Source organism: Salipaludibacillus keqinensis (assembly GCF_003226325.1).
Classification (GTDB): domain Bacteria; phylum Bacillota; class Bacilli; order Bacillales; family Salisediminibacteriaceae; genus Salipaludibacillus; species Salipaludibacillus keqinensis.
The window spans coordinates 533,625-556,003 of sequence record NZ_PDOD01000001.1 but is presented as its reverse complement, the minus strand read 5'-3'; the positions used below and the strand labels follow the sequence as shown (position 1 = coordinate 556,003).

The following is a 22,379-nucleotide window of genomic DNA, read 5'->3' as shown; positions in this document are numbered from 1 at the left end:
GCATAGAAATGCAGAGTTTTCTTAGTAGTAATATTTCCGATCCAAGCAGAGTCATAAATTATTCTAAATATCTCTCGTTTTTAATGGGAATACCGAGTGGCAAATGTGGAGGTATCAATGCGACGTTCAGTTAACCATTCCTTTGTTTTACCCGTTATTACAAGAGGAACATTCTTTAAAGATTTTATATCTTTTGATCCTAAAGCCGTCATGATCATCTTCAAATCAAGAAGCATATCATCGATATGCTGAATCGTCGCATCCATTCCATCTTCTTGTAACCACCTTAACACCTGTCCAGCCATACCAACTGCATTCGCTCCTAAAGCAATCGCTTTTGCTATGTCATATGCGTTTTGGATTCCTCCTGATGCAAGAAGTGTCATCTCATTAGAAACGGAGTTAGCTTCAGCTATCGACACAGACGTAGGGATCCCCCATTGGTCAAAGAAAGCCATCTGGCGGTCCCGACGTTCATTTTCAACTAGAGAAAAATTCGTACCACCAAACCCACCGATATCAACTATTTTCACACCGATATCTTGAAGTGATATAACCGTTTCACGACTCATGCCGAATCCAACTTCTTTCACTATCACAGGGACATCTAGGTGATGAACAATAGCTTCAATTCTCTTTAGTGCACCCTTAAAGTCTCTATCACCTTCTGGCATAACAAGCTCCTGGATGACATTCATATGTATTTGAAGAGCATTTGCCTCTAGCATGTCAACACAAAATCGTGCCTGCTCCACCGTTGCTTCACTCCCTACATTAGCAAAAACAATACCTCGGGGATGGTATTGTCTAACTACTTTATAAGAAGGTTGTTCTTGTTTATCTCTAATTGCAGACATTTGTGAACCAACAGCCATAGGAATGTTAAAAATGTTTGCCACTTGTGCAAGTTGACGATTAATTCCTTCGGTAGCTTTTCCTCCACCACCCGTCATGGCATTGATATAAATAGGAGAACCTGCATCCAGATTGTCTATTTTAGTATTAAGGACGACGTCATCAACACCAATATTTGGAAAGCTCTGGTGAATAAATTTCAAATCATCTAAACCTGAGGACCGTGATTGACCTGTTTTCAATGCATATTCTATATGATCTAATTTTCTTTTTGAGCGACTCAATGTATCACCTTCGTTTTCTGTGAAGTCCTTGTTTATTTATAAAATGCTGCGAGAATCAACAGGCTTGATTTTCGCAGCATAAGGTGTTCCGTGATTTAAAAGAACAGTTTTATTAAAGACTAGTTTTTATACTTTTTTAATTGGTCTCCAATGACATCTCCTAAAGAGAAACCTGCATGATCTTCTTCTTTTTGGTATTCTTTCTTTGCTGCATTATCAATCTTCTCTTGCTGTTCTTCTTCTAGCGCACGAATACTTAACGAAATTCGCTTATCTTGGACGTTTACGTCTAGAACTTTAGCAGAGACTGTTTCTCCTTCTTTTAGCACTTCTCCCGGAGTCCCAATATGACGATTAGCAATTTGAGAGATGTGAACAAGACCTTCAACTCCTGGTGCCACTTCTATAAATGCTCCAAATGAAACAAGTCTCTTAACAGTCCCTTCAACAACTTCCCCCTGCTTAATCGTACCTTCTATAAGTTCCCACGGGCCAGGAAGGGTATCTTTAATAGATAGAGAGATCCGCTCATTATCTGGATCTACTCCTAAAACTTTAACCTGAACAGAATCACCTTCGCTCACAATATCAGAAGGGGTTTCCACGTGATGATGGGCCATTTGAGAAATATGAACAAGACCGTCCACTCCCCCAATATCAACAAAGGCCCCAAAATCCGTCAATCGTTGAACCGTTCCTTGAATCACTTGCCCTTCAGTGACTTTAGATAATGTTTGCTTCTTTTTCTCTGTTACTTCTTCATCTAACACAGCTCTTTGAGACAAAATAAGCTTATTTCGTTCCTTGTCCATCTCAATTACCTTCAATCGTAACGTTTGACCACGATACTCGGAGAAGTCTTCTACATAGTGCCTTTCTACTAGAGATGCAGGGATAAAACCTCTTACTCCAACATCCACTACAAGTCCACCTTTAACAACCTCAGCAACTTCTGCTTCAAACGTTTCTTTTGTTTCAAGTCTTTCGGCCATGACCTCCCAGGCTTTCTCAGCAACTACTGCACGCTTGGAAAGCACTAGCTCGTCTTCTGAAAGTTTAATGACTTTAAACTCGTGTTCTTCCCCGACGTTCAAAACATCATTCATTTGTTCAACATGAAGGCTGGATAGCTCACTGATTGGCAAGACACCATCCATTTTATAGCCAACATTTACATAAGCTTGTTTTTCTTCTACTTTTGAGATGGTTCCTTTTGTTAAATCACCTACTGCTAAAGAGTTAAACTCGGCCATCTCATTGTTCATTTCCTCTACCATTGACAATTACCTCCCTAAATCCCGGACTTGAAACACCGGGGACATAAATGCTGATTATTTATGATCATCTCTCACAATTTGTGAAAGAGTTAACCTGAAGGATTCATATTAATGATGATTTTCGTCGAGAATACGCTGGATACCCGACATAATTTGTTCAGTCGCCTCTTCTGCTGATATTTTATTTTCTCTTGCAGATTCCATATCTACAGGAGGGCCGTATACTACTTTTAAAGTAGAAAATGGTTTATACGTTCCGATCACTGCGCATGGTACAACGGAAGCATTGGATCGTAAAGCAAAAAATCCAACACCCGTAAGACCTTTTCCTAACTTTCCTGTTTTACTTCTTGTACCTTCTGGAAACAAGCCGATCATTTCAGAGTCCTTTAGCAATTTCAAACCTGTCCTTAATGCTTGGCGATCGCTCATCCCCCTCCGAATTGGGAAAGCTCCTAATTTTGGAAGAAGCCTCTTTAAAATAGGTGCGTCAAACAGTTCAGCTTTCGCCATAAATCTTGTCTGTCTTTTCAAAAATGCACCCACAAAAGGAGGATCTAATAAATGAATGTGATTACTACAAAGAAGAATTCCTCCGTCAGACGGAATGTTCTCCTTCCCTTCCACTTTAATTCGGTAGAAAAGTCGAAAGTAAGTCCTGCAAACGAATTGTCCAACCGAATATAACTTATTACTCAATCGTCCCATTCCTTTCCACGACAATGGCATAAATATGCTCAACGACTTCTTCTATTGTCATTGATGTTGAATCAATTTCAATTGCATCAACTGCTTTTTTAAGAGGTGCAATTTCTCGCTCGGAATCCAGCTGATCCCTTTTCGCTATATCCCTTTTAAGTTGTTCGAAATCAGAGGGCATTCCTTTAGAAAGCTGTTCTTCATGGCGTCTTCTTGCCCTTTCTTCCACCGTTGCAGTTAGAAAGATTTTCACATCTGCATCCGGTAAAACAGCTGTACCTATATCTCTGCCATCCATGACGGTCCCACCTTGTTCAGCAAGCTTCTGTTGTTTAGCTACCATTTCTTTTCTTATAAGAGAATGCTTAGCTACATAAGAAACATGATTGGTAACACGGGCAGAGCGGATCGTCTCAGTCACATCTTGATCATTTAATTTAATTCCTATTACCCCTGACTGGTTAACCAATTGGATGTCCGTTTGTTTAAGTAATTCATTTAATAACTGTTCATTATTTACATCAATATTTTCATCAATCGCTTTCCAAGTTAAGGCTCGGTACATAGCTCCTGTATCGATGTAAACAAATTGTAATTTCTCTGCAAGTAATTTTGCGACTGTACTTTTCCCAGCCCCTGCAGGACCATCAATCGCAATATTGATCTGTGTCGTCATTCTATAACCCTCTCCAAAAAACTTGTTATCATATTGCCAATATACACACATATATTATCACAATTATACAGGGGTGGTCTATTTTTCAGAGCTATCTGCCTATATAATAGGTCACTTAAATGCCTTTTCTTTTTTCTTTAATGTAAGTTGCCTTTCAAAACAATACCTAACGATTTTTTGCCTTTCAATATCATCTAAATCAACAAATTCGAAGGAACCTTTTAATCTTCCACGGTCCTTAAGAATACGTATCGTTTTTGCCTTGACTTCTAAATAAATCATTTCACCTGATTGATATGGTAATGCTAACCAAGTCTTAATGACGTCTTTCTCCTCAACGGAATGTTGTTCAGGAAGAACAAGAGCCATTCCTCCCCCACTGACATCTGCTGTCACGGTTGTAAATGGCTTACATTTATTGTTAAGACAGTGGACAGCCACGTCTATTGTAGTGTCAACTCTGACATATTGCCGCCGTTGTATTCTTACGTAATCACTTACCCCTGGATCTTTCAAAACAAGCATAGGGAATTTCTTGACATCCTTACCTAATACTTCTGATTCAAATAAATATATTGCCTTGTCATTCCCCATAAACCAAACTCGAAATTGCGTCCCCTCAAGGAAGAAATGCGGTTTTTTCGTTTTTTTATCGACTGGATAGTCGATAAATATCTTGGACTCATTATAGTCCAAGATCTTACTTTTGTATCTTCTTTTTTCTTCATCAGAACTCTTCAATTCTAAATGAATCGTATTGCCTACTTTAATCAAGGGAGTCCTCCTCTCTATAACGAGCACTGTGTGTATGTATCATTCGATATATAAGTAAAAAATTCCTTCTTTTATCACAATTAAATCCTAATCTTATTATGAAAAGAACGAAGAGTCTCGTCAAGACTCTTCGTTCTTTTACAATTACTGATATACAGGTTCAGGATTAGAAAGCTTTTCGACTTTTTCTTCTCTTCCGTTTTCAGCATTTATAAATATTCTGTACGTGTCATTTCCTATCGTTCCATAAAACTCATGACACAAAACTTCTTCTTCTAATTGATTTTCTATAACAGCTACATGGTGTTCTTTCACATCAAGATTAGGATTCAATTCATTCTCTGCTTCTTCTTTAGATAAAGTTACGTCCAAATCTCGATCGTTTTTCTGAGTAGCTAAATGAGAAAAACCCTCATAGCCAATCACGTCACCTTCATCTAAGGCTACTTCTAAAACGATCCCGTCAGAATAAATACGGACATCATTTTCTAATGCAGCAAATTGAAAAACCCCGATATTATCGTATTGCTTGCTTTCCACAAGTTGCATATTTGAAAAATCATTATTCTCTAGAAAATCTTTTGCATTTTCAGACGCTTCATTTAAACTAAGAGATTCTTTTTGAACGTCTCTTTCGTTTAACATCCACACTGGATGCCCACCTTTTTTAGTAATATCCATCGTCGTTACCGTATCATGCTTCTTATCAGGAACTGTTAAAGTATAAGCTTCATATGCGAGCCCATCACCGCTTTCAGATATTTGGGCACCTTCGACAGAGTCAAGGTCCAGAAATTTTTTAGCAATTTTCAATGCTTCCTTTTCATTAATCTGATTACCGGTAAGATTTTTTTCAATTTCTTCATCGTTCGTTGAAAGACCGCTTGATTCTGCTCCAAAGTCTACCTCAGCAAATCCACCTACTTTTTCATCAATAATATTAAACCCATTCACTATCGCATTATCTAGTGGTTCATCCTCTGATGCCAGAGCTAATTCAACATCCATCCAACGCAAATGGTCATTTAATACAAGTGATTGAACTTGACGAAGATCTTTTTGGATCTCTTCTGACTGGCTATACAGAGTTTTAAGATTTTCATAATCCTCTTCAGATAGTGGGTCTTGATCTAAGTCTCTAATGGCATGGCGGTAGGAAAAATCCCCCACTTTATATAAAAATTCTTCCGTTTTACTAAATGGCATTAATACTAAAGGAAGTTGACCTAAGTCGTTCTGAGCCTCCGAAGTGATCTTCCATACTTCTGCTAGGGAAGGAGATAACCTCTCTTTAGAATTCATAGCGAGCGTAGATCCAATTTCATCGTGCAGTAAATCAACTTGATAGCTTAAATCGTGAAATGCCCGTTGATAGCTGTTTTCCGATTGTATAAGGATAGCATTTTTTTCTTGATGTTCTCTGTAACCCCATAATCCTGTCCCCACTAGAAATACAGCTAATAATCCAATAACAACATTCCTTACCATGTGCTTCACCTCCAATGAAGTTATTTACAGAAAATATGCTTTCCTATTTGTTTAATTTGAGGTCTTGTCCAGATCCAACCAGAGGTCGCAGTTTGTGGGTTAAAGTAGTAAAGGGCATACCCACTAGGATCTTGTCCATTTATCGCATCAAGTACTGCTTTTCTTGCTGTTTCATCAGGATCCATCCAGATTTGACCGTCGGCCACTGCAGTGAAAGCTCTTGGTTCAAAAATTACTCCTGATGGCGTGTTTGGGAATGTAGGACTTTGTATGCGGTTTAAAATAACTGCAGCAACAGCTACCTGACCAACATAAGGTTCTCCCCTTGCTTCTCCGTATACAGCCTGAGCCATTATACGAATATCATTATCTGAGTATCCTTCTGGAACATTGATAGCTTTCTCAATATTTACTTCATCATCTTGAGGAACAGGTTGTTCTTCTTCAGGTGATGGCGTTTCATCATTCACTTGCGGCTGTTGAACAGGGTCTGGCGGCACCTCACCAGGCTCCTGCTGAGGAGCTGGTTGAACTTCCTCTTGTTCTACTGGTCTTTTTTCTCCTCGACTCTCATCTCTACCTTCCTTTTCAGGAGAAGGTGTTCTTTGTTGTTTTCCTTCTGAAGGCTGTTGTTTACTTCCTTTACTTCCTTTACTTCCTTTTTGAAGTTGCTTATCTACTCCTCCATAGTGAGTAAATTGCCGACCTTCTCTTAACATGCGGTGAACAAATTCCTTATCATATTCAGTTGCTTTTTCAAGCATCTGTTTCATACTTTGGCCTACTAAGCCATCAACTTCTAGCCCGAAATTTTCTTGAAACTCGCGCACAGACCAATAAGTTTGCCACCCGAAAACACCATCGATGGTCCCGTCATAATATCCGTTGTACTGCATTCTTGCTTGAAGTTCTACCACGTCATCCCCCGTGGCCCCTTTTTGAATAACTTGGTCAGAGAATGCCCCAACACCACTTGCGCCCATCATGTTAATCATGAAAAGAAATGTAAACACGATGAAAAATCGTTTGTAGGCAACTCGATTATTTTGATTCATGGAAATCCTCCTCTTCTCATGATGTCTCGTCATAGAACGATGGAATAAGATTAGTTTTATCCAAACTGTTTAATTTATTCCACCTAGAAGATTCATTTATTAGAAAAAAACATAAAAAAGGTACGGAGAACAGTTGTCTCCGTACCTCTACCTGATCTTTAGTTTTATTCTGGTGACACATCCATATCGAAGTTGTTCTCATTGCCACAGACGCACCTTTTAAAGCCAGTATCGAATCCTCCTTCTTCGTTAGGGCGACCACGAAGAATATATTTCTCTTTACACTGCTTGCAACGAATAATTACTTTGTATCTTTGCTTAGTTTCTGGCATGAAAGATCACTCCTTTTCCACCTGCATATTTCTATATTCTTGAAAACAAAGGCGAATTCATACGTCTCGTTGCCTTTTACTATACAACGAATCGATAATAAGATTCAACAATTGAGGTCAATCTAACCTGTACGGTGATTATATAAGAACACTTTTTGTCTTCGATTTGCTTTTTTAACCTTTCTTAAGGCTAACATCCATAGGAAGATCATGAAAGGAATTAGCACATAAATCCACTGATTGAAAGTCAATAATATAAGATTATACAAACTATGCAACAGATAAGGAATGAATAAAGCAAGAAATAAGTAATGATATCGATGCGTTCGATTGAATTTAGCTCTGCCAAAATAATACCCCATCACCACACCAAATAATGCATGGCTAGTGACGGGAAAAACAGCTCTAAAAAAAGCAGTATCAAGTCCATTAACGAAAATATACAAAACATTCTCAACAGAAGCAAATCCAAGTGCCACCGCAGTTGCATAAACAATGCCATCATATCTCTGATTAAAATGAACATGATAAAAAACTGTAATTAATACGATAAACCATTTCATGAATTCCTCTGTTAAAGAAACTTGAATAAATGAAATAAAATACGAGGAAACAACTCCTGCTTCTTCTTGTATAGCAAATTGCACGAACATAACCGGAAACACTAGTAAAGCCCCAAATAAAAAACAACGAACAACCATGATAATTGGTTCTTGTTCGAATTCATCTTTTAAATAAAAAAAGATTAAAAGTGCTATAGCTGGAGCAAAAGCAACTGTTATAATAGAAAGCATAGTTTTTTCCTTTCCGTAGCTTCTATAATGATAAAACAATCCGAACAAACGAACAGAAGCTTCTAAATAATCACCAGCCATTTACTCAACTATTAAAAAATACGGTCCAGGAGGGATAAGATGAAAAAGATTCTGATCATACATACCGGCGGTACTATTGCTATGAGTGAAGATAAGCAAACTGGCGAAGTCAAACCAAACTTGGAAAATCCTTTACATCAATTATTAACAAATTTGGAGGATGTAGAAATTTCTATCGAAGATTTCCTTAATCTTCCCTCTCCTCATATGACAATAGATCATATGGTTTCTTTAGCAAGAAGAATTGATAAAAGGGTTTCCGACCACAAATTTGACGGAGTTGTTGTCACTCACGGAACAGATACCTTAGAAGAAACTGGCTATTTATTAGATCTAATATTAAAGCATTCATGTCCTGTAGTCATTACTGGTGCCATGCGTTCAAGTAATGAATTGGGTTCTGATGGTCCTCATAATTTACTTTCATCCATTCGCACTGCTATGAGCGAGGATGCTGGAGACAAAGGGGTTTTAGTCGTATTAAACGATGAAATTCATACTGCGAAAAATGCAACGAAAACACATACGAGTAATATAGCAACTTTTCAAAGTCCTCAATATGGACCAATCGGTATCGTAACAAAAAGGGGCGTTCACTTTCACCACTCCCCCACCGTTAACGAAACATTTAATATAGACACTTTATCAAAGAAAGTCCTTCTTATCAAAGCGGTAGCAGGTATGGAAAGAGAAATTCTTGATGCTCTGTGTCACATTCAGTTGGACGGGTTAGTTATTGAAGCACTAGGTCAGGGAAACATGCCTCCTGAAACCGTAGAACCAATAAAAAGACTAGTTAAAAAAGGCATTCCTGTCGTTCTTGTTTCAAGGTGTTTCAATGGAATCGTTCAAGATATATACGGATACGACGGTGGAGGTAAGCAATTAAAAGACTTAGGTGTGATCTTCACTAATGGTTTAAATGGTCAAAAAGCTAGAATAAAGTTAATGGTGGCTCTTGAGAAGACAACGGATCTATCTCGTTTGAAACCAATATTTCAACAGTAGCGTAAATGTTTAAAAAGAACCGGACTTTAATTAAAAATCCGGTTCTTTTTATGATTCCTTACTTAGGATGAGTCTGAGCGATCGTACAAAACAATTGGGGGTGACCCTTCTAGGACTCGCTTGCAGTTGACGATCTACCAAAACGACATGGTAATGAAAAGTCTACTTACATCTTTTGTCGAAGAGTAACAAAAAATGAAGTTTATTTATCAATATAATCAGCGATTAACTTGCCATGCCATCGGCCGTTTTCAATAAAGATTTCATTTGCATTATTCCCTGCAGCAATGACCCCAGCAATAAAAATGTTTTTCACATTTGTTTCCATTGTTTCATCATTGAAAAAGGGACGACCTGTTTCGTCATCTACCTCAACTCCCATGCCTTTAATAAATGAGTGATCTGGGTGATAACCTGTCATGGCAAAAACAAATCGGGCAGGATATGAGTGAACTTCACCTTGTTTTCTCACGATCACTTGTTTAGGAGTAATTTCTTCAATGCTTGTCTCAAAGTGCATTTGAATCGCCCCATTTCTTACTAAACCGTCGAACTCAGGCAGAATCCATGGCTTTATGCTGGAAGAATAATCCTCTCCTCGGTAATAAACGGTGACTTTAGCTCCGGCTTTATCTAATTCAAGAGCAGCATCTATGGCTGAGTTCTTTCCCCCGATGACTGCTACTTCTTGATCAAAAAACGAATGGGCTTCATGAAAATAGTGATAGACATGGGGCAAATGTTCTCCCTTTATACCCATATAATTTGGTGAATCATAATATCCAGTTGCGATAACGATATGTTTCGCTTCATAGTCAATTGGTTCATCTGGTTGCTTGACTGTATGAACATGAAAAGAATCGTTAGACAAGCTGTCAACTTGAATTACTTCTTCAAACGCCTGGATCCGTAATTGGTTTTGCTTTACTACTTGTCTGTAATAGACTAGCGCTTCATTTCTTTTAGGCTTTCTTTCTGTACTATAGAAAGGAATATTTCCGATTGAGAGTTTCTCACTAGAACTAAAAAACTGTTGATGAGTCGGGTATTTATATAAAGAATGTACAATATTTCCTCTTTCGATGATCAAAGGATCGTATCCTTTTTTTTGCAGTTCAATGGCGGCTGACAGACCGCATGGGCCAGCTCCCACAATAATAATTTCTTCCTTATGCATGCTTTCCACCTCGCTCAAAGAATCAAAAAGAACCCCTTTAAGGAAATAAAGGGATTCAAATTATATTCTTATCTTAACTCGATATTCTGATTAAATCCAGCCTCGGAACCTACTAGCCTCAGCCATTTTCCTTACACCAACCATGTAAGAAGCTAATCGCATGTCCACATTCCGTGTTGTAGCTACACGATAGACATTATCAAAGGCAGTTACCATTACTTTTTCCAGTTTCTTCTCTACTTCCTCTTCTTCCCAATAAAACCCCTGATTATTTTGTACCCATTCGAAATACGATACGGTTACTCCACCAGCACTAGCTAATACATCTGGAACTAAAAGAACGCCACGATCACTTAACATTTTAGTCGCTTCTATCGTCGTTGGGCCATTTGCTGCTTCAACAATAATCCCAGCTTTTACTTTATCGCAATTATGTTCGGTAATCTGATTTTCTATCGCCGCCGGTACGAGAATATCGCATTCTAGTTCTAGTAATTCTTCATTTGATATCGTATCTTTAAATAATTTAGATACCGTTCCAAAACTATCCCGTCGGTCGAGTAGATAGTCGATATCAAGGCCTTCTGGGTCATGTAACCCGCCATACACATCAGATATACCGACAACTTTTGCTCCAGCATCAAACATGAATTTCGCTAAGAAGCTCCCTGCATTACCGAAACCTTGGATAACAATCCTTGCTCCTTCAAGATTAATTCCTTTCTTTTTTGCTGCTTCCCGAATACAGATTGTCACGCCTTTTGCAGTAGCTGATTCTCTGCCGTGAGAACCTCCTAATACTAAAGGCTTTCCGGTAATAAATCCTGGCGAGTCAAACTCCTTCATTCGGCTATATTCGTCCATCATCCAAGCCATAATTTGTGAGTTCGTAAATACGTCCGGAGCAGGTATATCTTTTGTAGGTCCGACAATTTGGCTGATAGCCCGGACATATCCTCGGCTCAACCGTTCTATTTCAGGAAAAGACATTTCCCGAGGATCACACACAATTCCGCCTTTTCCTCCACCATAGGGAAGATCTACTATCCCTGCTTTAAGACTCATCCAAATTGATAGCGCTTTCACTTCTGTTTCTGAAACATTTGGGTGAAAACGGACTCCCCCTTTTGTGGGTCCTACAGCATCATTATGCTGAGCACGGTACCCAGTAAAAATCTTAGTCGAACCATCGTCCATCTTAACAGGAATGCGAACAGTCATCATTCTTAAAGGTTCTTTCAATAATTCGTATACCTCGTCCGAATAACCCAGCTTTCCTAATGCTTTGTGAATCACGGTTTGAGTTGATTGCAGGACATCTTGCTTCGATTTAGCTTTAGACTGGACAATATTCTTCTTAGTATCTACCTTCTCGCTACCTTCCATTGGTTTCACCCCTGGTCAAATGTCTATAGTCACTGTTAATTATTAATAGGATCCTTCTCCTTATAACTATAAAGAAGTTGATACATTTTTTCCACTGTTCTTTAGAGATTTCCAACATAATTTTATTTGTTCCTTCTCCCAATTATAACCTTAGGAATGAGGTCAATCAAAATACATGAAAAAGAAGCCAATGTGCTATCATTGACCTCTTAACAAAAGGATTCGTACATTTTCTCTATCGCGTTTGATCCAACAACCTCTTTACCATATTCTTTAATACTGAAGATTGTCTTATTTGATTTATGACCAAATTCTTTAATAATAGATACTAATGTGGTTTTTTTTAAGTGAGTGATATCTTCTTCTTCCAGATGTAAATAATATGATCCGTCATAAGCATACAGGCTTCCTCCATAAACATGCTGTCTGTGAACAGCTTTTGCCATTTGGATCACATGTTCTATATTTTCGAATTGAAATACCAATGGCTCGTTTGGAGAAGAATGAAGTTGCCATTCGAGTACAGGCTCTTCAAGATCCTCATAGTCTTCTTCCGTTTTCGTTACTATGACTACGACACCTTGAGCAGGTATGGAAAAGACCTCTACAACAACCGGTCCATCTGCATTGAAATTCAATTCCACACTTGCCTCAGCAATCATTTCTTGAAACATATCATCTATGACAGGGACATCCGTCCACGTTGTATCTGTTGAAATCCCTCTTTCTTCTAAATCATCGTAAGTTAAAAATATTTTCATCTTATCGTAAGCTAGTCTTTCGAGGCGCATGAACATTCCTCCCCTATTCGTGTCATTGAACTTATCCTTAGATATCCTCTTTCACAATGACTTAGTTAATCTAAAATATGTTTGATCCACTTAAAAGGTTCGCTAACCTGCCTAATTTCAGAAAGATTATAAATTTGATTTCAACCACTGCAGCCACTGCTCTTCCGTATGACCTATGAGATATGGTTTATAAATAGCGTGACCAGACTGAGACAAGTTATTTACAGCATGTCCGCCAATCCCAACTTTTAATTCTGAGAAGTTTTCTGTTAATTGATTTGCTACCCTGAGCGTATCTGATAAATGATCCACGATTGTACAAGAGATGACAATTAACTTAGGCATCGTTTCTTCTACTACTAGACAAATATCTTTCTCAGGAATACCAGATCCCAAATAAATCGTTTCATACCCTCTTCTTCGGAGGAAGAAAGTAAAGATGAGCAGCCCTATTTCATGTTGTTCGTTCGGACCACACACACAAACTACTTTAGGAAGGAGCGAATTCACAGGTAATTGATGAAACACCATGCCTATTTTTGTTCTGAGATAAGATGTTACATAGTGCTCGTGTGCAATTGAAATTTCATTTCTTTCCCATTTATCTCCTACATCTATAAGAATGCCACCTAAAACTGATATAACAACTTTCTCAATTGAAAACACATTAAACGCTTGATCAAGCAACCTGTTCGCTTTATGTTCATCAAACTGCAATAATGATTGGAGCAAATCTTGTTGAAAAGCTTCCAATTGAGTTTTATTTATTGCTTCATGATTCATATCCTCAAGAACGTCTTGCTTATCTAATAGTTCAACAGCTTGTCCAATCGTAAATCCTTGGTCAACTTTATCTATGATCCATTTCAGAACTTTCATTTGCTCATCTGTATATAGCCGGTGACCGGCATCATTTCTAACAGGTTCAATAATCTTATATCTTCTTTCCCATGCACGTAATGTTCCTGGGTGAATACCAAGAATATTAGATACAGCTTTAATATTATACTTCCCATTGTGATCGCTCATACCGGTACACCTACTTCTATATGTTTATAAACAGCTTACGTTCTATGAGTTTCATTTCATCCCCATTGGTAAGAACGTCACCTTATACTCTTATTATAATCGATCATAGGAATTGTGCAAATTTTATACAATAGTTGTACAAACTAGTCGTTGGAGATACCCTGAATCGTAATTATATGCATTTCAGGTTTAGCTCCGAACCTTAAAGGAAGTCTGGTTGTACCAAATCCATTACTAATTAACACCTTAATACCGTTTTTTATAGTCCAACCACCTTTTTCTGCAATCGCTAGTGGACCTAACCGAATTTGGCCCCCATGGGTATGGCCCGACAAGATTGCCTGAATATTTATATTCTTGGTGAATATTTCATAAGCAATTTCAGGGTTATGACTAACAAATATCACAGGCCCTTGAGCATTCACAAGAGCTTTATCAACATTGGCACGTTCATAACTTAAATCTTCTACTCCAACGATAGACCAGCTTTTAGCCCCTACTCCTATGATCTTAGCTTCGTTATTTAATGAAATGATCCCGTGTTTCATTAAATATTCATTTAATTCAGTTTCCCCGAACTCATAGTCATTATTTCCCCATACAAAAAACGTTTTACCCAATGACGATAGAGTGGCTAAATTTGCTTCGAGGAAAGTCGGGTTCACTCCTTTCTCACAAATGTCTCCACCAATAATGACATAATCAATCGCAGGGAGTTGATCCAGCAACGACTGGCTAATTTTTCTTTTATGTATATCTGAAATAAATAACAACATTTTTTTATCTATCTCGATTGGGAGGTTTATGGTCTCTTCTTTCACAACAAGTTCTTTTGCTTCACGACTCATAATATTTATAAGAAGTACCCCTATCAGGCATCCTAAAGTCAGCAATAATAGCAATAACATTAAAGTGGACATATGTTTCTCCTTCGAATTGTTCCAACTTTATACTAGGAAATAGTATCGTTCAGTATAACTAATTATTTCTAAAATGACAATAAAGAAACAGGGAGATAATCCCCCTGTATAGTCATAAATTATCTTTGATTTGGGTCTTTCAAATTAATTAAAATAACCCTAATGCTTTACCATTTTCATCTACATCCATCTTCATAGCTGCCGGTTCTTTAGGGAGCCCGGGCATAGTCATCACATTACCCGTCAATGCAACAATGAAACCCGCTCCAACTGAAGGCTTTAACTCTCTAACTGTAATAGTAAAATCTTCTGGTCGTCCTAATCGAGTAGGATCATCTGTTAATGAATATTGTGTTTTAGCCATACATACTGGGAAATCCCCCCAACCATTCTTTTCAAATATGGCCATTTGTTTCTTCGCTTGAGGTGAAAAATCTACTCCTTTAGCTCCATAGATGTTCTTTGCAATTCTATTTATTTTCTCTTCGATAGACGAATCTATTTCATACGTATATTGAAAGTTTCTTTCCCCATGGTCTATTTCATGAATAACTCGTTCGGCTAAAGCTTTACCCCCTTGTCCTCCTTGAGCCCAGACATCAGCAAGTTCTACGTTTATTCCTTTCTGTTCGCACCAAGACGTGAGTGTGGTAATTTCTTCTTCAGAATCGTGAATAAAACGGTTAATTGCTACAACATGTGGTAATCCGAAGTTTCGGATCGTTTCTACATGTTTTTCTAAATTAGCCAGTCCATTTTTCATCGCTTCCACGTTCTCTTCTTTCAGCTGATCTTTAGGAACACCGCCGTGCATTTTAAGAGCTCTGATCGTGGCAACAATGACGACTAAACTAGGATCAATATTCCCTGCTCTTGTCTTTATATCTAGGAACTTTTCAGCCCCTAAATCAGCACCAAAACCTGCTTCGGTAACAACAAAGTCAGCTAACTTTGAAGCCATTTTTGTAGCAATAACACTATTACAACCATGTGCTATATTTGCAAATGGACCGCCATGGATAATGGCTGGGGTATTCTCTAACGTCTGAACTAAATTTGGCTTTATTGCTTCTTTAAGCAATAAAGTTAGAGCACCTTCTGCTTTTAGATCTTTAGCGGTAATAGGTTCTTCATCAGCTGTGTAAGCAACAACCATTTTCGCTAAACGTGCTTTAAGATCTTTCAGGCTTGTTGCTAAACATAAAATCGCCATAATCTCTGATGCGACAGTGATGTCGAAGCCTGACTCACGAGGAACTCCTTGTAACGGTCCACCTAATCCCACAACTACCTGACGGAGCGCTCGGTCATTCATATCCAATACCCGTTTCCAAGTTACTCGCCTAACGTCTACTTTAAGTTCATTGCCTCGATGAACATGATTATCTAGCATGGCGGCTAATGCATTATGTGCCGTAGTTATTGCATGGATGTCTCCAGTAAAATGAAGATTAATATCTTCCATAGGTACTACTTGAGAATAGCCACCTCCTGCAGCCCCACCTTTCAATCCCATCGTTGGACCTAAAGAAGGCTCTCGTAGGGCTATCATTGCTTTTTTATTGATTTTATTCAATGCCTGTCCAAGCCCCACAGTAACTGTTGATTTCCCCTCTCCTGCCGGAGTTGGATTAATCGCTGTGACAAGAATCACTTTTCCCTCTTTCTGATTCTTAAGTCGTTCAAGCACGGATAAAGAAATTTTGGCTTTATAGTGCCCATATGGTTCCCACTCTTCCTCATGAAGTTGAAGTTTCTCTACCATATCTTTCATTTTGATCATTTCGGCCGCTTGAGCAATGTCAATGTCTGACTTGACTTTCTGATCCATCCAATCCACTCCCTCTGCTTCATTTTCACACAAATATTATTTTACCATCTTTTTAGATTTTGTAGAAGAAAGCGCTTTAATTATATGGAATTCCTTCTTTTATAGATGCCTAATTCACAGCTATCAGATGTTATTTCTTATCAACCAATACTTGAATGCTTGCATTAAGTGAAGTCTCCTTCGATGATATATATGTCTTCGTTATGAATGCCCCAGTTAATACGAGCAAATCCGATTACACATTACCCTGCCTTCTGACATCTTTATTATAATTCAATATTGAAAACGCTCTCAATATTTGTGCTAATACTTTCATAAAAAGTTCTAAATATAAATAACCTGTTATCTATCTTCTACAAGACAACGATTCATCTTTCGAGCGATAGTAACAGGTATTTTATTCATCATTGAATTTTTGGAGCATAGATAGCCATTTTTCTACAGGAACGTGATTTAATTGGCACAATAGTTTATTTATCTCTTTACTTTTAAGATTCCCTTGTAATATTACTTCTACATTTTGTTCTACATCCAACACCACCGCTCTTACCTTTAATACTTTTGTTAAAAGGGCAACAATGACTGCCAATTGTTGGGGTGTTAATGATTGGTTGTTTCCATGCTTATTGTTTTGCTGTTGGTCTCCTGCATTCATCCCTTTCTTTCCATTTTTCAATTTAACCACACCTTACTTCGACCCACTTTTTTAACCAGAAATAATGAAAGTTTCTAAAGAATCATCACTACTAACCTCACTTGACCCTATTCCAAAAACAAATGAAAGAATGATCACCAGCAAAACCACTGTTAATATAGGATCTAACTGAATATTTCCGTTGATACTCAACGTCCTCACCTCATTAATATATTCAATACAACAGTATATGTTTTTGTCTGAATACGTTGATATAACTTTCTTAAATCGTCTTCAATCTTTTATTGAAAAGGACAAGCTAGATCATATATAATTAACATATCAGAATATTCTGTCTATTGGAGGTGAAGGATCTGTTGGGGGTTATTAAAAGTAAAAAACAGTTTCTCGTCACTGATGAAGATTTCCTTAAATTTAATAAGTTTGGTTTACCAATTGAGGTTTTCTGTCCTAATCAATGTGAAACGGTAGCTTTCGGTTTTTTACAGCAGTGGGATTATAATCATGCGTTTGTCAGCGGTAGAAAGTTTGAGAGAAGTAAAGTCGTTTTCTTTGGAAAATAAACAATCGAGGTCATGAATATGACCTCGATTTATTTATGGTATAAATTAATATTATATTTCTCTTTTAGATCCCGTAATATTTCGGGTCGGTCTTTCCATCTATTGGAATCTGACCATATCTCTGAAGCTCGTTCAATCATATCTTCTTTTAATTTATCATAATCACTTTCGGCTTTCTCGTACTTAAATTTCATGTTATGCAAATGAACGTAGACTAGACCTGTTAGTAACATGAATAAAAGGACAATTGGATCCGTTGCAATGCCGGCCAAAAAAGAAGAAGATTCCGTTAATACTTTCCAATTAAAAGATAAATATAATGAAAATATTGCTATGATGCCTAACATATATAGGCCTGCTCTAAATAACCTTTTTTCTGCTTTTACTTCTTTCGTTTTAGCTTTTATGATCGCATGTATTAAATACGATTCCACACTCTCCGCACTTGCCTTTTCTTTTCCTTCCACTCTTGTCCACCTCCCTGTTAAGAGCATATGCACAGGGTGGGAATTTTAGGATAACGATTCATGTTTATCCCCAAAGCGGATATGTTGTCATAAGTGTTACTAATAACAAAAAAAGAATAAGCCATACTCTGACTAATGGAAACCTTATACGTCGTTTTCGTTTTCTTTTATCTTGTCTGGATTTTGTATTTGAGAATTTTTTGTGTCCTTCTTTTCTAGGGGGAAGACTTTGTAAACCGTTTGAATATTCATCATGCTCTATTTCATCGGCCCATTGTTTCTCATCATCTGTATTGGTATTTAATCGCTGTGACAATGGAATCACCTCTTCGTTTTCTCGCTAACCATCATGATTAGTTTACGGATATTATCTAATTTACCATTTATCTCCCCTAATCGAAATACTTTTATTTCCTCTTTCCTGAAAATAATCATTGAATAGCTATTTATTTATCCATTTAACCTGTTATTAGGAAAATAGATGCTCTTTTCCAAGGAAGAATCGTCCATCTTAATGAACAAATTTTCTCTTAACTTTACAGCATCATTTATTAACGAACCTCATTTATCTTTTGAAACCGAATGAGTAATCCCAACAGAAAATCGATGATAAAATGAGCCACAATAACGGTTAATAAATTTTCAGTCAATATGAATAACCATCCTAATGAAAAGCTTAATCCTATCGCTAAGAAGAATAAAAAAAGATTGGATAAATAACGAAAATGAATCAAAGCAAACAACAATGAGGCAATCCAAATACCGTACTGTGACTGTAAAACGCCACGAAACAATATTTCCTCACAAATAGCGACTACGAATGATAAAAAGGCAATATGAATCGGATGTCTGTTTGAAAATATCCGCTCATTGATTCCACCATCGTTAAACCACTTTTTCGGAACAAAGATGTGTAACAACCATTCCATTAAAACTACCCCTACTCCAAAAGCTAGGCCGATGAAAAGGTGGTCAACTCTAAAAGTAATATAAGTAAAAGGCTGAAAAATATTCCCTGTCAATAAACCGATGAGCAAAGCGACAGCTAGAATGATCAGTTGAGTCATATATAGATTCAGGAGCAACTCTTTATCAGATAATTCTTTAATTAGATCTCCTTGTCTACTCACCCTAGACGTCTCCATTCTTGCTTATAAGTATCTTTTTTAAGGTGTCTTTCCAATCGTATTTTTCTTCCTTATTTTTAAGGGAGCGATGTATAGAATCAATGTTCTTCTCTGCCCAGGTAATGTATTGACCTGTAGATTGACAAGAAGAACAACACCATTCAGGACGTTCAGCCATTGCATCATTGAAATATACTGTTACGTTCTTTCGGTAACAAGTATCAGTTTGAACGAAACGTTTTAGGCAATCTAACTGATATATTTTTTCTTTTCTTCTCTGATCAAAGTTGCTAATCATTTCGTTTAGTACTTCTTTTCTCCTAGTACCAAACTGAAATTCACCATTTTGAACGACGTTCTCCTTTTCCAAGTAAAAGGTTACCATTCTCCATTGAGTTTCATTTAATGGAAAATGTTGTTTTAAATCGGCGACTTTTTTTCCATCTATGGATTCGTCTGTCATTAATTGCTTAAGGAAATCGTCGTCAGGAAACTCAGTTTCTATAAAAGAAAGAGGTAAGAATAAGTCTTCATCACAATAAATAAGAAGTGCGAGACTCTGTTTACCGTCTCTTCCAGCACGACCTATCTCTTGCACATATTGCTCAATAGTAGAAGGGAGGTGCAGATGAATAACTGACCTTATGTTTGATTTGTTAATTCCCATTCCAAACGCGTTTGTACAACAGATAATGTCAATTTCGTCCCGAATAAACTGTTGCTGAACCAAAATGCGGTCTTCTTTCGTCATCCCTCCATGATAAAAGGCTACTTTCTCAATTCCGGACCTTGATAAAAGCGCTGCATAATTCATTGCCCGTTGCCTGGTTCCTGTATATACGATGGCCGGCCACTGAACCGAATGTATTTTATTTATAAAATATTCTTCTTTCTCTCGAATACTTTCCATTGATTCAACCGCCATAAAAATATTCTCTCTATTGACAGGAAAACGAACAACTACTTCCTTCTTCAATCCTAGGTGAACACAAATATCTTTTTCCACTTCTTTCGTCGCGGTAGCGGTTAAAGCTAAACAAGGAGGATTCCCCAGCTGTTTTCTTACTCCTTTTAAGCGTAAATAATCCGTACGAAATTCATGCCCCCATTGAGAAATGCAATGAGCCTCGTCAACAACGAATAAATCTACCTTTACCTTTGATAGAGTTCGTTGAATGAAAGGTAAAGAAAGCATTTCAGGTGACAAAAAAATCAAATGATAAGAGTGAAGGTTAGCAAGAACTTTTTTCTTTTCAGTATCATTAATTAAGCTACTTAAATGGGCCACTCTCTTATCACCAGAAGCTCTCATTTGGGTTACTTGATCTTCCATTAATGATACAAGTGGAGAAACCACAATTGTTAGTCCATCTAATAGTTTGGCCGGAAGATGGTAACATAAAGTCTTCCCTCGGCCTGTTGGGAGAATGGCTATCACATCAGTTCCCTGAATGACAGATTGAATAATTTCTTCCTGTCCTTCTCGGAATGCATGAAATCCAAACTGTTGTTCCAATGATTGCAGTAAAGAATTAGTCATGATTAATGCACACCTTTTCTAGAAGAGATCGCCAGACGAATCTGAAAATAAGAATATTTATCTCCAACTTTATCTTTAATTAATTTCATTTTACGAGTGTTTAACTTGTCTGCCCACTCCCTTATTTCTGTAAATTCCTGACTAGAAAGAAAAGAGTCAATACTAAAATAAGGATCGTGGATTGCCAATTCCACCATATGATCTTCAATGGTACTCGCTTTTAAGTTTCTTCGCTCTGCTATTTCATTCAATGAAAAACCTTTTTCAATGAATGTTTTTGTCACTGCTGCTGTTTTTGTAATCATGGTGTCCTCCTCTGATTTTGTAAGGAGAGACGCCAAAACCGGGAAATCAACAGGATGGCATTGGGAATGGCTAATCATCTGGTGAATAATTGAGCGAAAAACAATAGATGTATACAATGGATCGTCATGGAAAGTTGATGATAATTGTTCAAAGGTTCGACCGACTCGTTGAAATGACGTTAATTTATTGACGAACACTGCTGCCTCTTGATCAGACCTATCATTGAGTATCTTCTCTAATTCAGCGTATAACTGGCTACCCAAATTCTGATAATTCTTATTAGCACTCAAAATATCTCTCACTGCTCGCTGAACATCTTTGCTATAGCTAACAGGGATAAAAGTAGATTCCCTTTCATTCAAATAAGAAATGGTCTGGATAAGTAAAGCTAATTGCTCCCAAAAAAAAGGCGTTACATTGGTCCAGTCGTACTTTAAACCTTCGTAGGAGTTTGGAATTTGATATTTTTTTGACAAATAATCTAATTTTCTCTTTCCTTCATCGGTTAACTCCACTCCACCTGAACGATTCTCTTCAAGTGTTCTTACTTTGAAGAGAGTGTGGATGACACGATTCACTTCTAAAATGGGTATATTTTTTAATAGTGCTGCCCATTGTTCACAACTATACAACGAGATGTCTTGAATGGTTTGAGCGGATCTCTTACCTCTTAATATATGAATGATTCCATTCATTGTTCGTTCACCTTGCATCTTAGAAACTGAAAACAATATGACGTAATGAAGGCTGTTCATAGGTGATCTCCTTTATGTGTGTCTCCGTAATATTATAAGTGATAACAAGGAATCAATCCAAGTGAATCCCTTTTAAGATAAGCATTCTCAATTATTTTAACTATTGAAATGTATTGTGAGAACCTTTACAATGAAATTAGAAAGAACACCCTTCACTTTGAAGATGTTCTTGAGATTATGCCCTTTATATAGAGATAGAGAATCCTAAAGGGTTTCCATATTATATTTCATTGGGAGGTTTTTTTTATGGCAAAGTACACAATTGTAGACAAAGACACTTGCATTGCTTGTGGTGCATGCGGAGCAGCTGCTCCAGACATTTATGATTACGATGACGATGGTATCGCATGGGTAATTTTAGATGATAACCAAGGTACAAAAGAAGTTCCTGAAGAGCTTCATGAAGATATGGAGGACGCTTTAGACGGTTGTCCAACAGACTCTATTAAAATTGCTGATGAGCCATTTGATGGAGATTCATTGAAATTTGAATAGTACTTAACTTGAAA

The 22,379-nt window shown here is 37.4% G+C and carries 24 protein-coding genes; 3 read left to right on the top strand and 21 right to left on the bottom strand.

Annotated features, from left to right (window positions below):
- Positions 1-80: 80 nt before the first annotated feature.
- From fni to prsW, 9 genes are all read right to left on the bottom strand, one after another.
- Positions 81-1,139 (bottom strand): type 2 isopentenyl-diphosphate Delta-isomerase, encoded by a 1,059-nt coding sequence (fni, locus tag CR194_RS02885; RefSeq protein ID WP_110608125.1) that lies wholly within the window; start codon positions 1,137-1,139, stop codon positions 81-83.
- Positions 1,140-1,258: 119 nt separating this feature from the next.
- A complete protein-coding gene (gene rpsA, locus CR194_RS02880; protein WP_110608124.1) occupies positions 1,259-2,416 on the bottom strand; it encodes a 30S ribosomal protein S1 in 1,158 nt (385 codons plus the stop codon).
- A gap of 108 nt (positions 2,417-2,524) precedes the next feature.
- Complete coding sequence (locus CR194_RS02875; RefSeq protein ID WP_233254206.1) at positions 2,525-3,115, bottom strand: lysophospholipid acyltransferase family protein; 591 nt, start codon at positions 3,113-3,115, stop codon at positions 2,525-2,527.
- Positions 3,108-3,791 carry a (d)CMP kinase gene (cmk, locus tag CR194_RS02870; protein WP_110608122.1) on the bottom strand — a complete coding sequence of 228 codons (684 nt, stop codon included), beginning with the start codon at positions 3,789-3,791 and terminating at the stop codon, positions 3,108-3,110. The genes CR194_RS02875 and cmk overlap by 8 nt, the downstream gene beginning before the upstream one ends.
- Before the next feature lie 111 nt (positions 3,792-3,902).
- The gene (locus CR194_RS02865; protein WP_110608121.1) at positions 3,903-4,565 is read right to left on the bottom strand and encodes a flagellar brake protein; all 663 of its coding nucleotides are present in this window, start codon (positions 4,563-4,565) and stop codon (positions 3,903-3,905) included.
- A 144-nt stretch (positions 4,566-4,709) separates the two neighbouring features.
- Positions 4,710-6,053 carry a germination protein YpeB gene (ypeB, locus tag CR194_RS02860; RefSeq protein ID WP_110608120.1) on the bottom strand — a complete coding sequence of 448 codons (1,344 nt, stop codon included), beginning with the start codon at positions 6,051-6,053 and terminating at the stop codon, positions 4,710-4,712.
- 20 nt (positions 6,054-6,073) lie between these two features.
- On the bottom strand, positions 6,074-7,108 hold the full coding sequence (locus CR194_RS02855) for a cell wall hydrolase (RefSeq protein WP_408640719.1): 1,035 nt from the start codon (positions 7,106-7,108) through the stop codon (positions 6,074-6,076).
- Positions 7,109-7,272: 164 nt separating this feature from the next.
- Positions 7,273-7,440 (bottom strand): hypothetical protein, encoded by a 168-nt coding sequence (locus tag CR194_RS20370; RefSeq protein WP_199228113.1) that lies wholly within the window; start codon positions 7,438-7,440, stop codon positions 7,273-7,275.
- 122 nt (positions 7,441-7,562) lie between these two features.
- Positions 7,563-8,315 (bottom strand): glutamic-type intramembrane protease PrsW, encoded by a 753-nt coding sequence (gene prsW, locus CR194_RS02850; protein ID WP_332888654.1) that lies wholly within the window; start codon positions 8,313-8,315, stop codon positions 7,563-7,565.
- A gap of 39 nt (positions 8,316-8,354) precedes the next feature.
- On the opposite strand from prsW, the gene CR194_RS02845 reads away from it, so the two are divergent.
- A complete protein-coding gene (locus CR194_RS02845; protein ID WP_110608119.1) occupies positions 8,355-9,323 on the top strand; it encodes an asparaginase in 969 nt (322 codons plus the stop codon).
- 202 nt (positions 9,324-9,525) lie between these two features.
- On the opposite strand, the gene CR194_RS02840 is transcribed toward CR194_RS02845, so the two are convergent.
- From CR194_RS02840 to CR194_RS02810, 7 genes are all read right to left on the bottom strand, one after another.
- On the bottom strand, positions 9,526-10,500 hold the full coding sequence (locus CR194_RS02840; protein WP_110608118.1) for a YpdA family putative bacillithiol disulfide reductase: 975 nt from the start codon (positions 10,498-10,500) through the stop codon (positions 9,526-9,528).
- 90 nt (positions 10,501-10,590) lie between these two features.
- A complete protein-coding gene (locus tag CR194_RS02835; RefSeq protein WP_110608117.1) occupies positions 10,591-11,886 on the bottom strand; it encodes a Glu/Leu/Phe/Val family dehydrogenase in 1,296 nt (431 codons plus the stop codon).
- 209 nt (positions 11,887-12,095) lie between these two features.
- Positions 12,096-12,677 (bottom strand): adaptor protein MecA, encoded by a 582-nt coding sequence (locus tag CR194_RS02830; RefSeq protein ID WP_158282151.1) that lies wholly within the window; start codon positions 12,675-12,677, stop codon positions 12,096-12,098.
- Positions 12,678-12,803: 126 nt separating this feature from the next.
- On the bottom strand, positions 12,804-13,706 hold the full coding sequence (locus CR194_RS02825; protein ID WP_110608115.1) for a MerR family transcriptional regulator: 903 nt from the start codon (positions 13,704-13,706) through the stop codon (positions 12,804-12,806).
- Between the two features lie 143 nt (positions 13,707-13,849).
- Complete coding sequence (locus CR194_RS02820; protein ID WP_233254205.1) at positions 13,850-14,554, bottom strand: metallophosphoesterase; 705 nt, start codon at positions 14,552-14,554, stop codon at positions 13,850-13,852.
- Between the two features lie 220 nt (positions 14,555-14,774).
- Positions 14,775-16,457, bottom strand: a complete 1,683-nt coding sequence (locus CR194_RS02815) for a formate--tetrahydrofolate ligase (RefSeq protein ID WP_110608113.1) — start codon at positions 16,455-16,457, stop codon at positions 14,775-14,777.
- A 397-nt stretch (positions 16,458-16,854) separates the two neighbouring features.
- Positions 16,855-17,133, bottom strand: a complete 279-nt coding sequence (locus CR194_RS02810; protein ID WP_110608112.1) for a hypothetical protein — start codon at positions 17,131-17,133, stop codon at positions 16,855-16,857.
- A gap of 335 nt (positions 17,134-17,468) precedes the next feature.
- Here CR194_RS02810 and CR194_RS02805 point away from each other — a divergent pair, with 335 nt between their 5' ends.
- The gene (locus CR194_RS02805; protein ID WP_110608111.1) at positions 17,469-17,675 is read left to right on the top strand and encodes a hypothetical protein; all 207 of its coding nucleotides are present in this window, start codon (positions 17,469-17,471) and stop codon (positions 17,673-17,675) included.
- 29 nt (positions 17,676-17,704) lie between these two features.
- Here CR194_RS02805 and CR194_RS02800 read toward each other — a convergent pair whose 3' ends face one another.
- From CR194_RS02800 to CR194_RS02780, 5 genes are all read right to left on the bottom strand, one after another.
- Positions 17,705-18,142 carry a DUF2663 family protein gene (locus tag CR194_RS02800; protein WP_158282150.1) on the bottom strand — a complete coding sequence of 146 codons (438 nt, stop codon included), beginning with the start codon at positions 18,140-18,142 and terminating at the stop codon, positions 17,705-17,707.
- Between the two features lie 64 nt (positions 18,143-18,206).
- The gene (locus CR194_RS02795) at positions 18,207-18,458 is read right to left on the bottom strand and encodes a hypothetical protein (protein ID WP_110608109.1); all 252 of its coding nucleotides are present in this window, start codon (positions 18,456-18,458) and stop codon (positions 18,207-18,209) included.
- Between the two features lie 235 nt (positions 18,459-18,693).
- On the bottom strand, positions 18,694-19,272 hold the full coding sequence (locus CR194_RS02790; RefSeq protein WP_110608108.1) for a type II CAAX endopeptidase family protein: 579 nt from the start codon (positions 19,270-19,272) through the stop codon (positions 18,694-18,696).
- 1 nt (position 19,273) lies between these two features.
- Complete coding sequence (locus CR194_RS02785) at positions 19,274-20,809, bottom strand: RecQ family ATP-dependent DNA helicase (protein WP_110608107.1); 1,536 nt, start codon at positions 20,807-20,809, stop codon at positions 19,274-19,276.
- A gap of 2 nt (positions 20,810-20,811) precedes the next feature.
- Positions 20,812-21,870, bottom strand: a complete 1,059-nt coding sequence (locus tag CR194_RS02780; protein WP_110608106.1) for a helix-turn-helix domain-containing protein — start codon at positions 21,868-21,870, stop codon at positions 20,812-20,814.
- 246 nt (positions 21,871-22,116) lie between these two features.
- Between CR194_RS02780 and CR194_RS02775 the strand changes: the two genes are divergently transcribed.
- Complete coding sequence (locus tag CR194_RS02775; RefSeq protein ID WP_110608105.1) at positions 22,117-22,365, top strand: ferredoxin; 249 nt, start codon at positions 22,117-22,119, stop codon at positions 22,363-22,365.
- The last annotated feature ends 14 nt before the right edge of the window (positions 22,366-22,379 follow it).

Bases quoted from the DNA above. Each gene is read 5' to 3' on its own strand.
- CR194_RS02815 (WP_110608113.1), bottom strand. From the start codon at position 16,457: ATGGATCAGAAAGTCAAGTCAGACATTGACATTGCTCAAGCGGCCGAA.
- CR194_RS02840 (WP_110608118.1), bottom strand. From the start codon at position 10,500: ATGCATAAGGAAGAAATTATTATTGTGGGAGCTGGCCCATGCGGTCTG.
- cmk (WP_110608122.1), bottom strand. From the start codon at position 3,791: ATGACGACACAGATCAATATTGCGATTGATGGTCCTGCAGGGGCTGGG.
- CR194_RS02830 (WP_158282151.1), bottom strand. From the start codon at position 12,677: ATGCGCCTCGAAAGACTAGCTTACGATAAGATGAAAATATTTTTAACT.
- CR194_RS02835 (WP_110608117.1), bottom strand. From the start codon at position 11,886: ATGGAAGGTAGCGAGAAGGTAGATACTAAGAAGAATATTGTCCAGTCT.
- CR194_RS02845 (WP_110608119.1), top strand. From the start codon at position 8,355: ATGAAAAAGATTCTGATCATACATACCGGCGGTACTATTGCTATGAGT.
- CR194_RS02855 (WP_408640719.1), bottom strand. From the start codon at position 7,108: ATGAATCAAAATAATCGAGTTGCCTACAAACGATTTTTCATCGTGTTT.
- CR194_RS02785 (WP_110608107.1), bottom strand. From the start codon at position 20,809: ATGACTAATTCTTTACTGCAATCATTGGAACAACAGTTTGGATTTCAT.
- CR194_RS02825 (WP_110608115.1), bottom strand. From the start codon at position 13,706: ATGAGCGATCACAATGGGAAGTATAATATTAAAGCTGTATCTAATATT.
- CR194_RS02820 (WP_233254205.1), bottom strand. From the start codon at position 14,554: ATGAGTCGTGAAGCAAAAGAACTTGTTGTGAAAGAAGAGACCATAAAC.
- CR194_RS02780 (WP_110608106.1), bottom strand. From the start codon at position 21,870: ATGAACAGCCTTCATTACGTCATATTGTTTTCAGTTTCTAAGATGCAA.
- rpsA (WP_110608124.1), bottom strand. From the start codon at position 2,416: ATGGTAGAGGAAATGAACAATGAGATGGCCGAGTTTAACTCTTTAGCA.
- CR194_RS20370 (WP_199228113.1), bottom strand. From the start codon at position 7,440: ATGCCAGAAACTAAGCAAAGATACAAAGTAATTATTCGTTGCAAGCAG.
- ypeB (WP_110608120.1), bottom strand. From the start codon at position 6,053: ATGGTAAGGAATGTTGTTATTGGATTATTAGCTGTATTTCTAGTGGGG.
- prsW (WP_332888654.1), bottom strand. From the start codon at position 8,315: ATGGCTGGTGATTATTTAGAAGCTTCTGTTCGTTTGTTCGGATTGTTT.
- CR194_RS02775 (WP_110608105.1), top strand. From the start codon at position 22,117: ATGGCAAAGTACACAATTGTAGACAAAGACACTTGCATTGCTTGTGGT.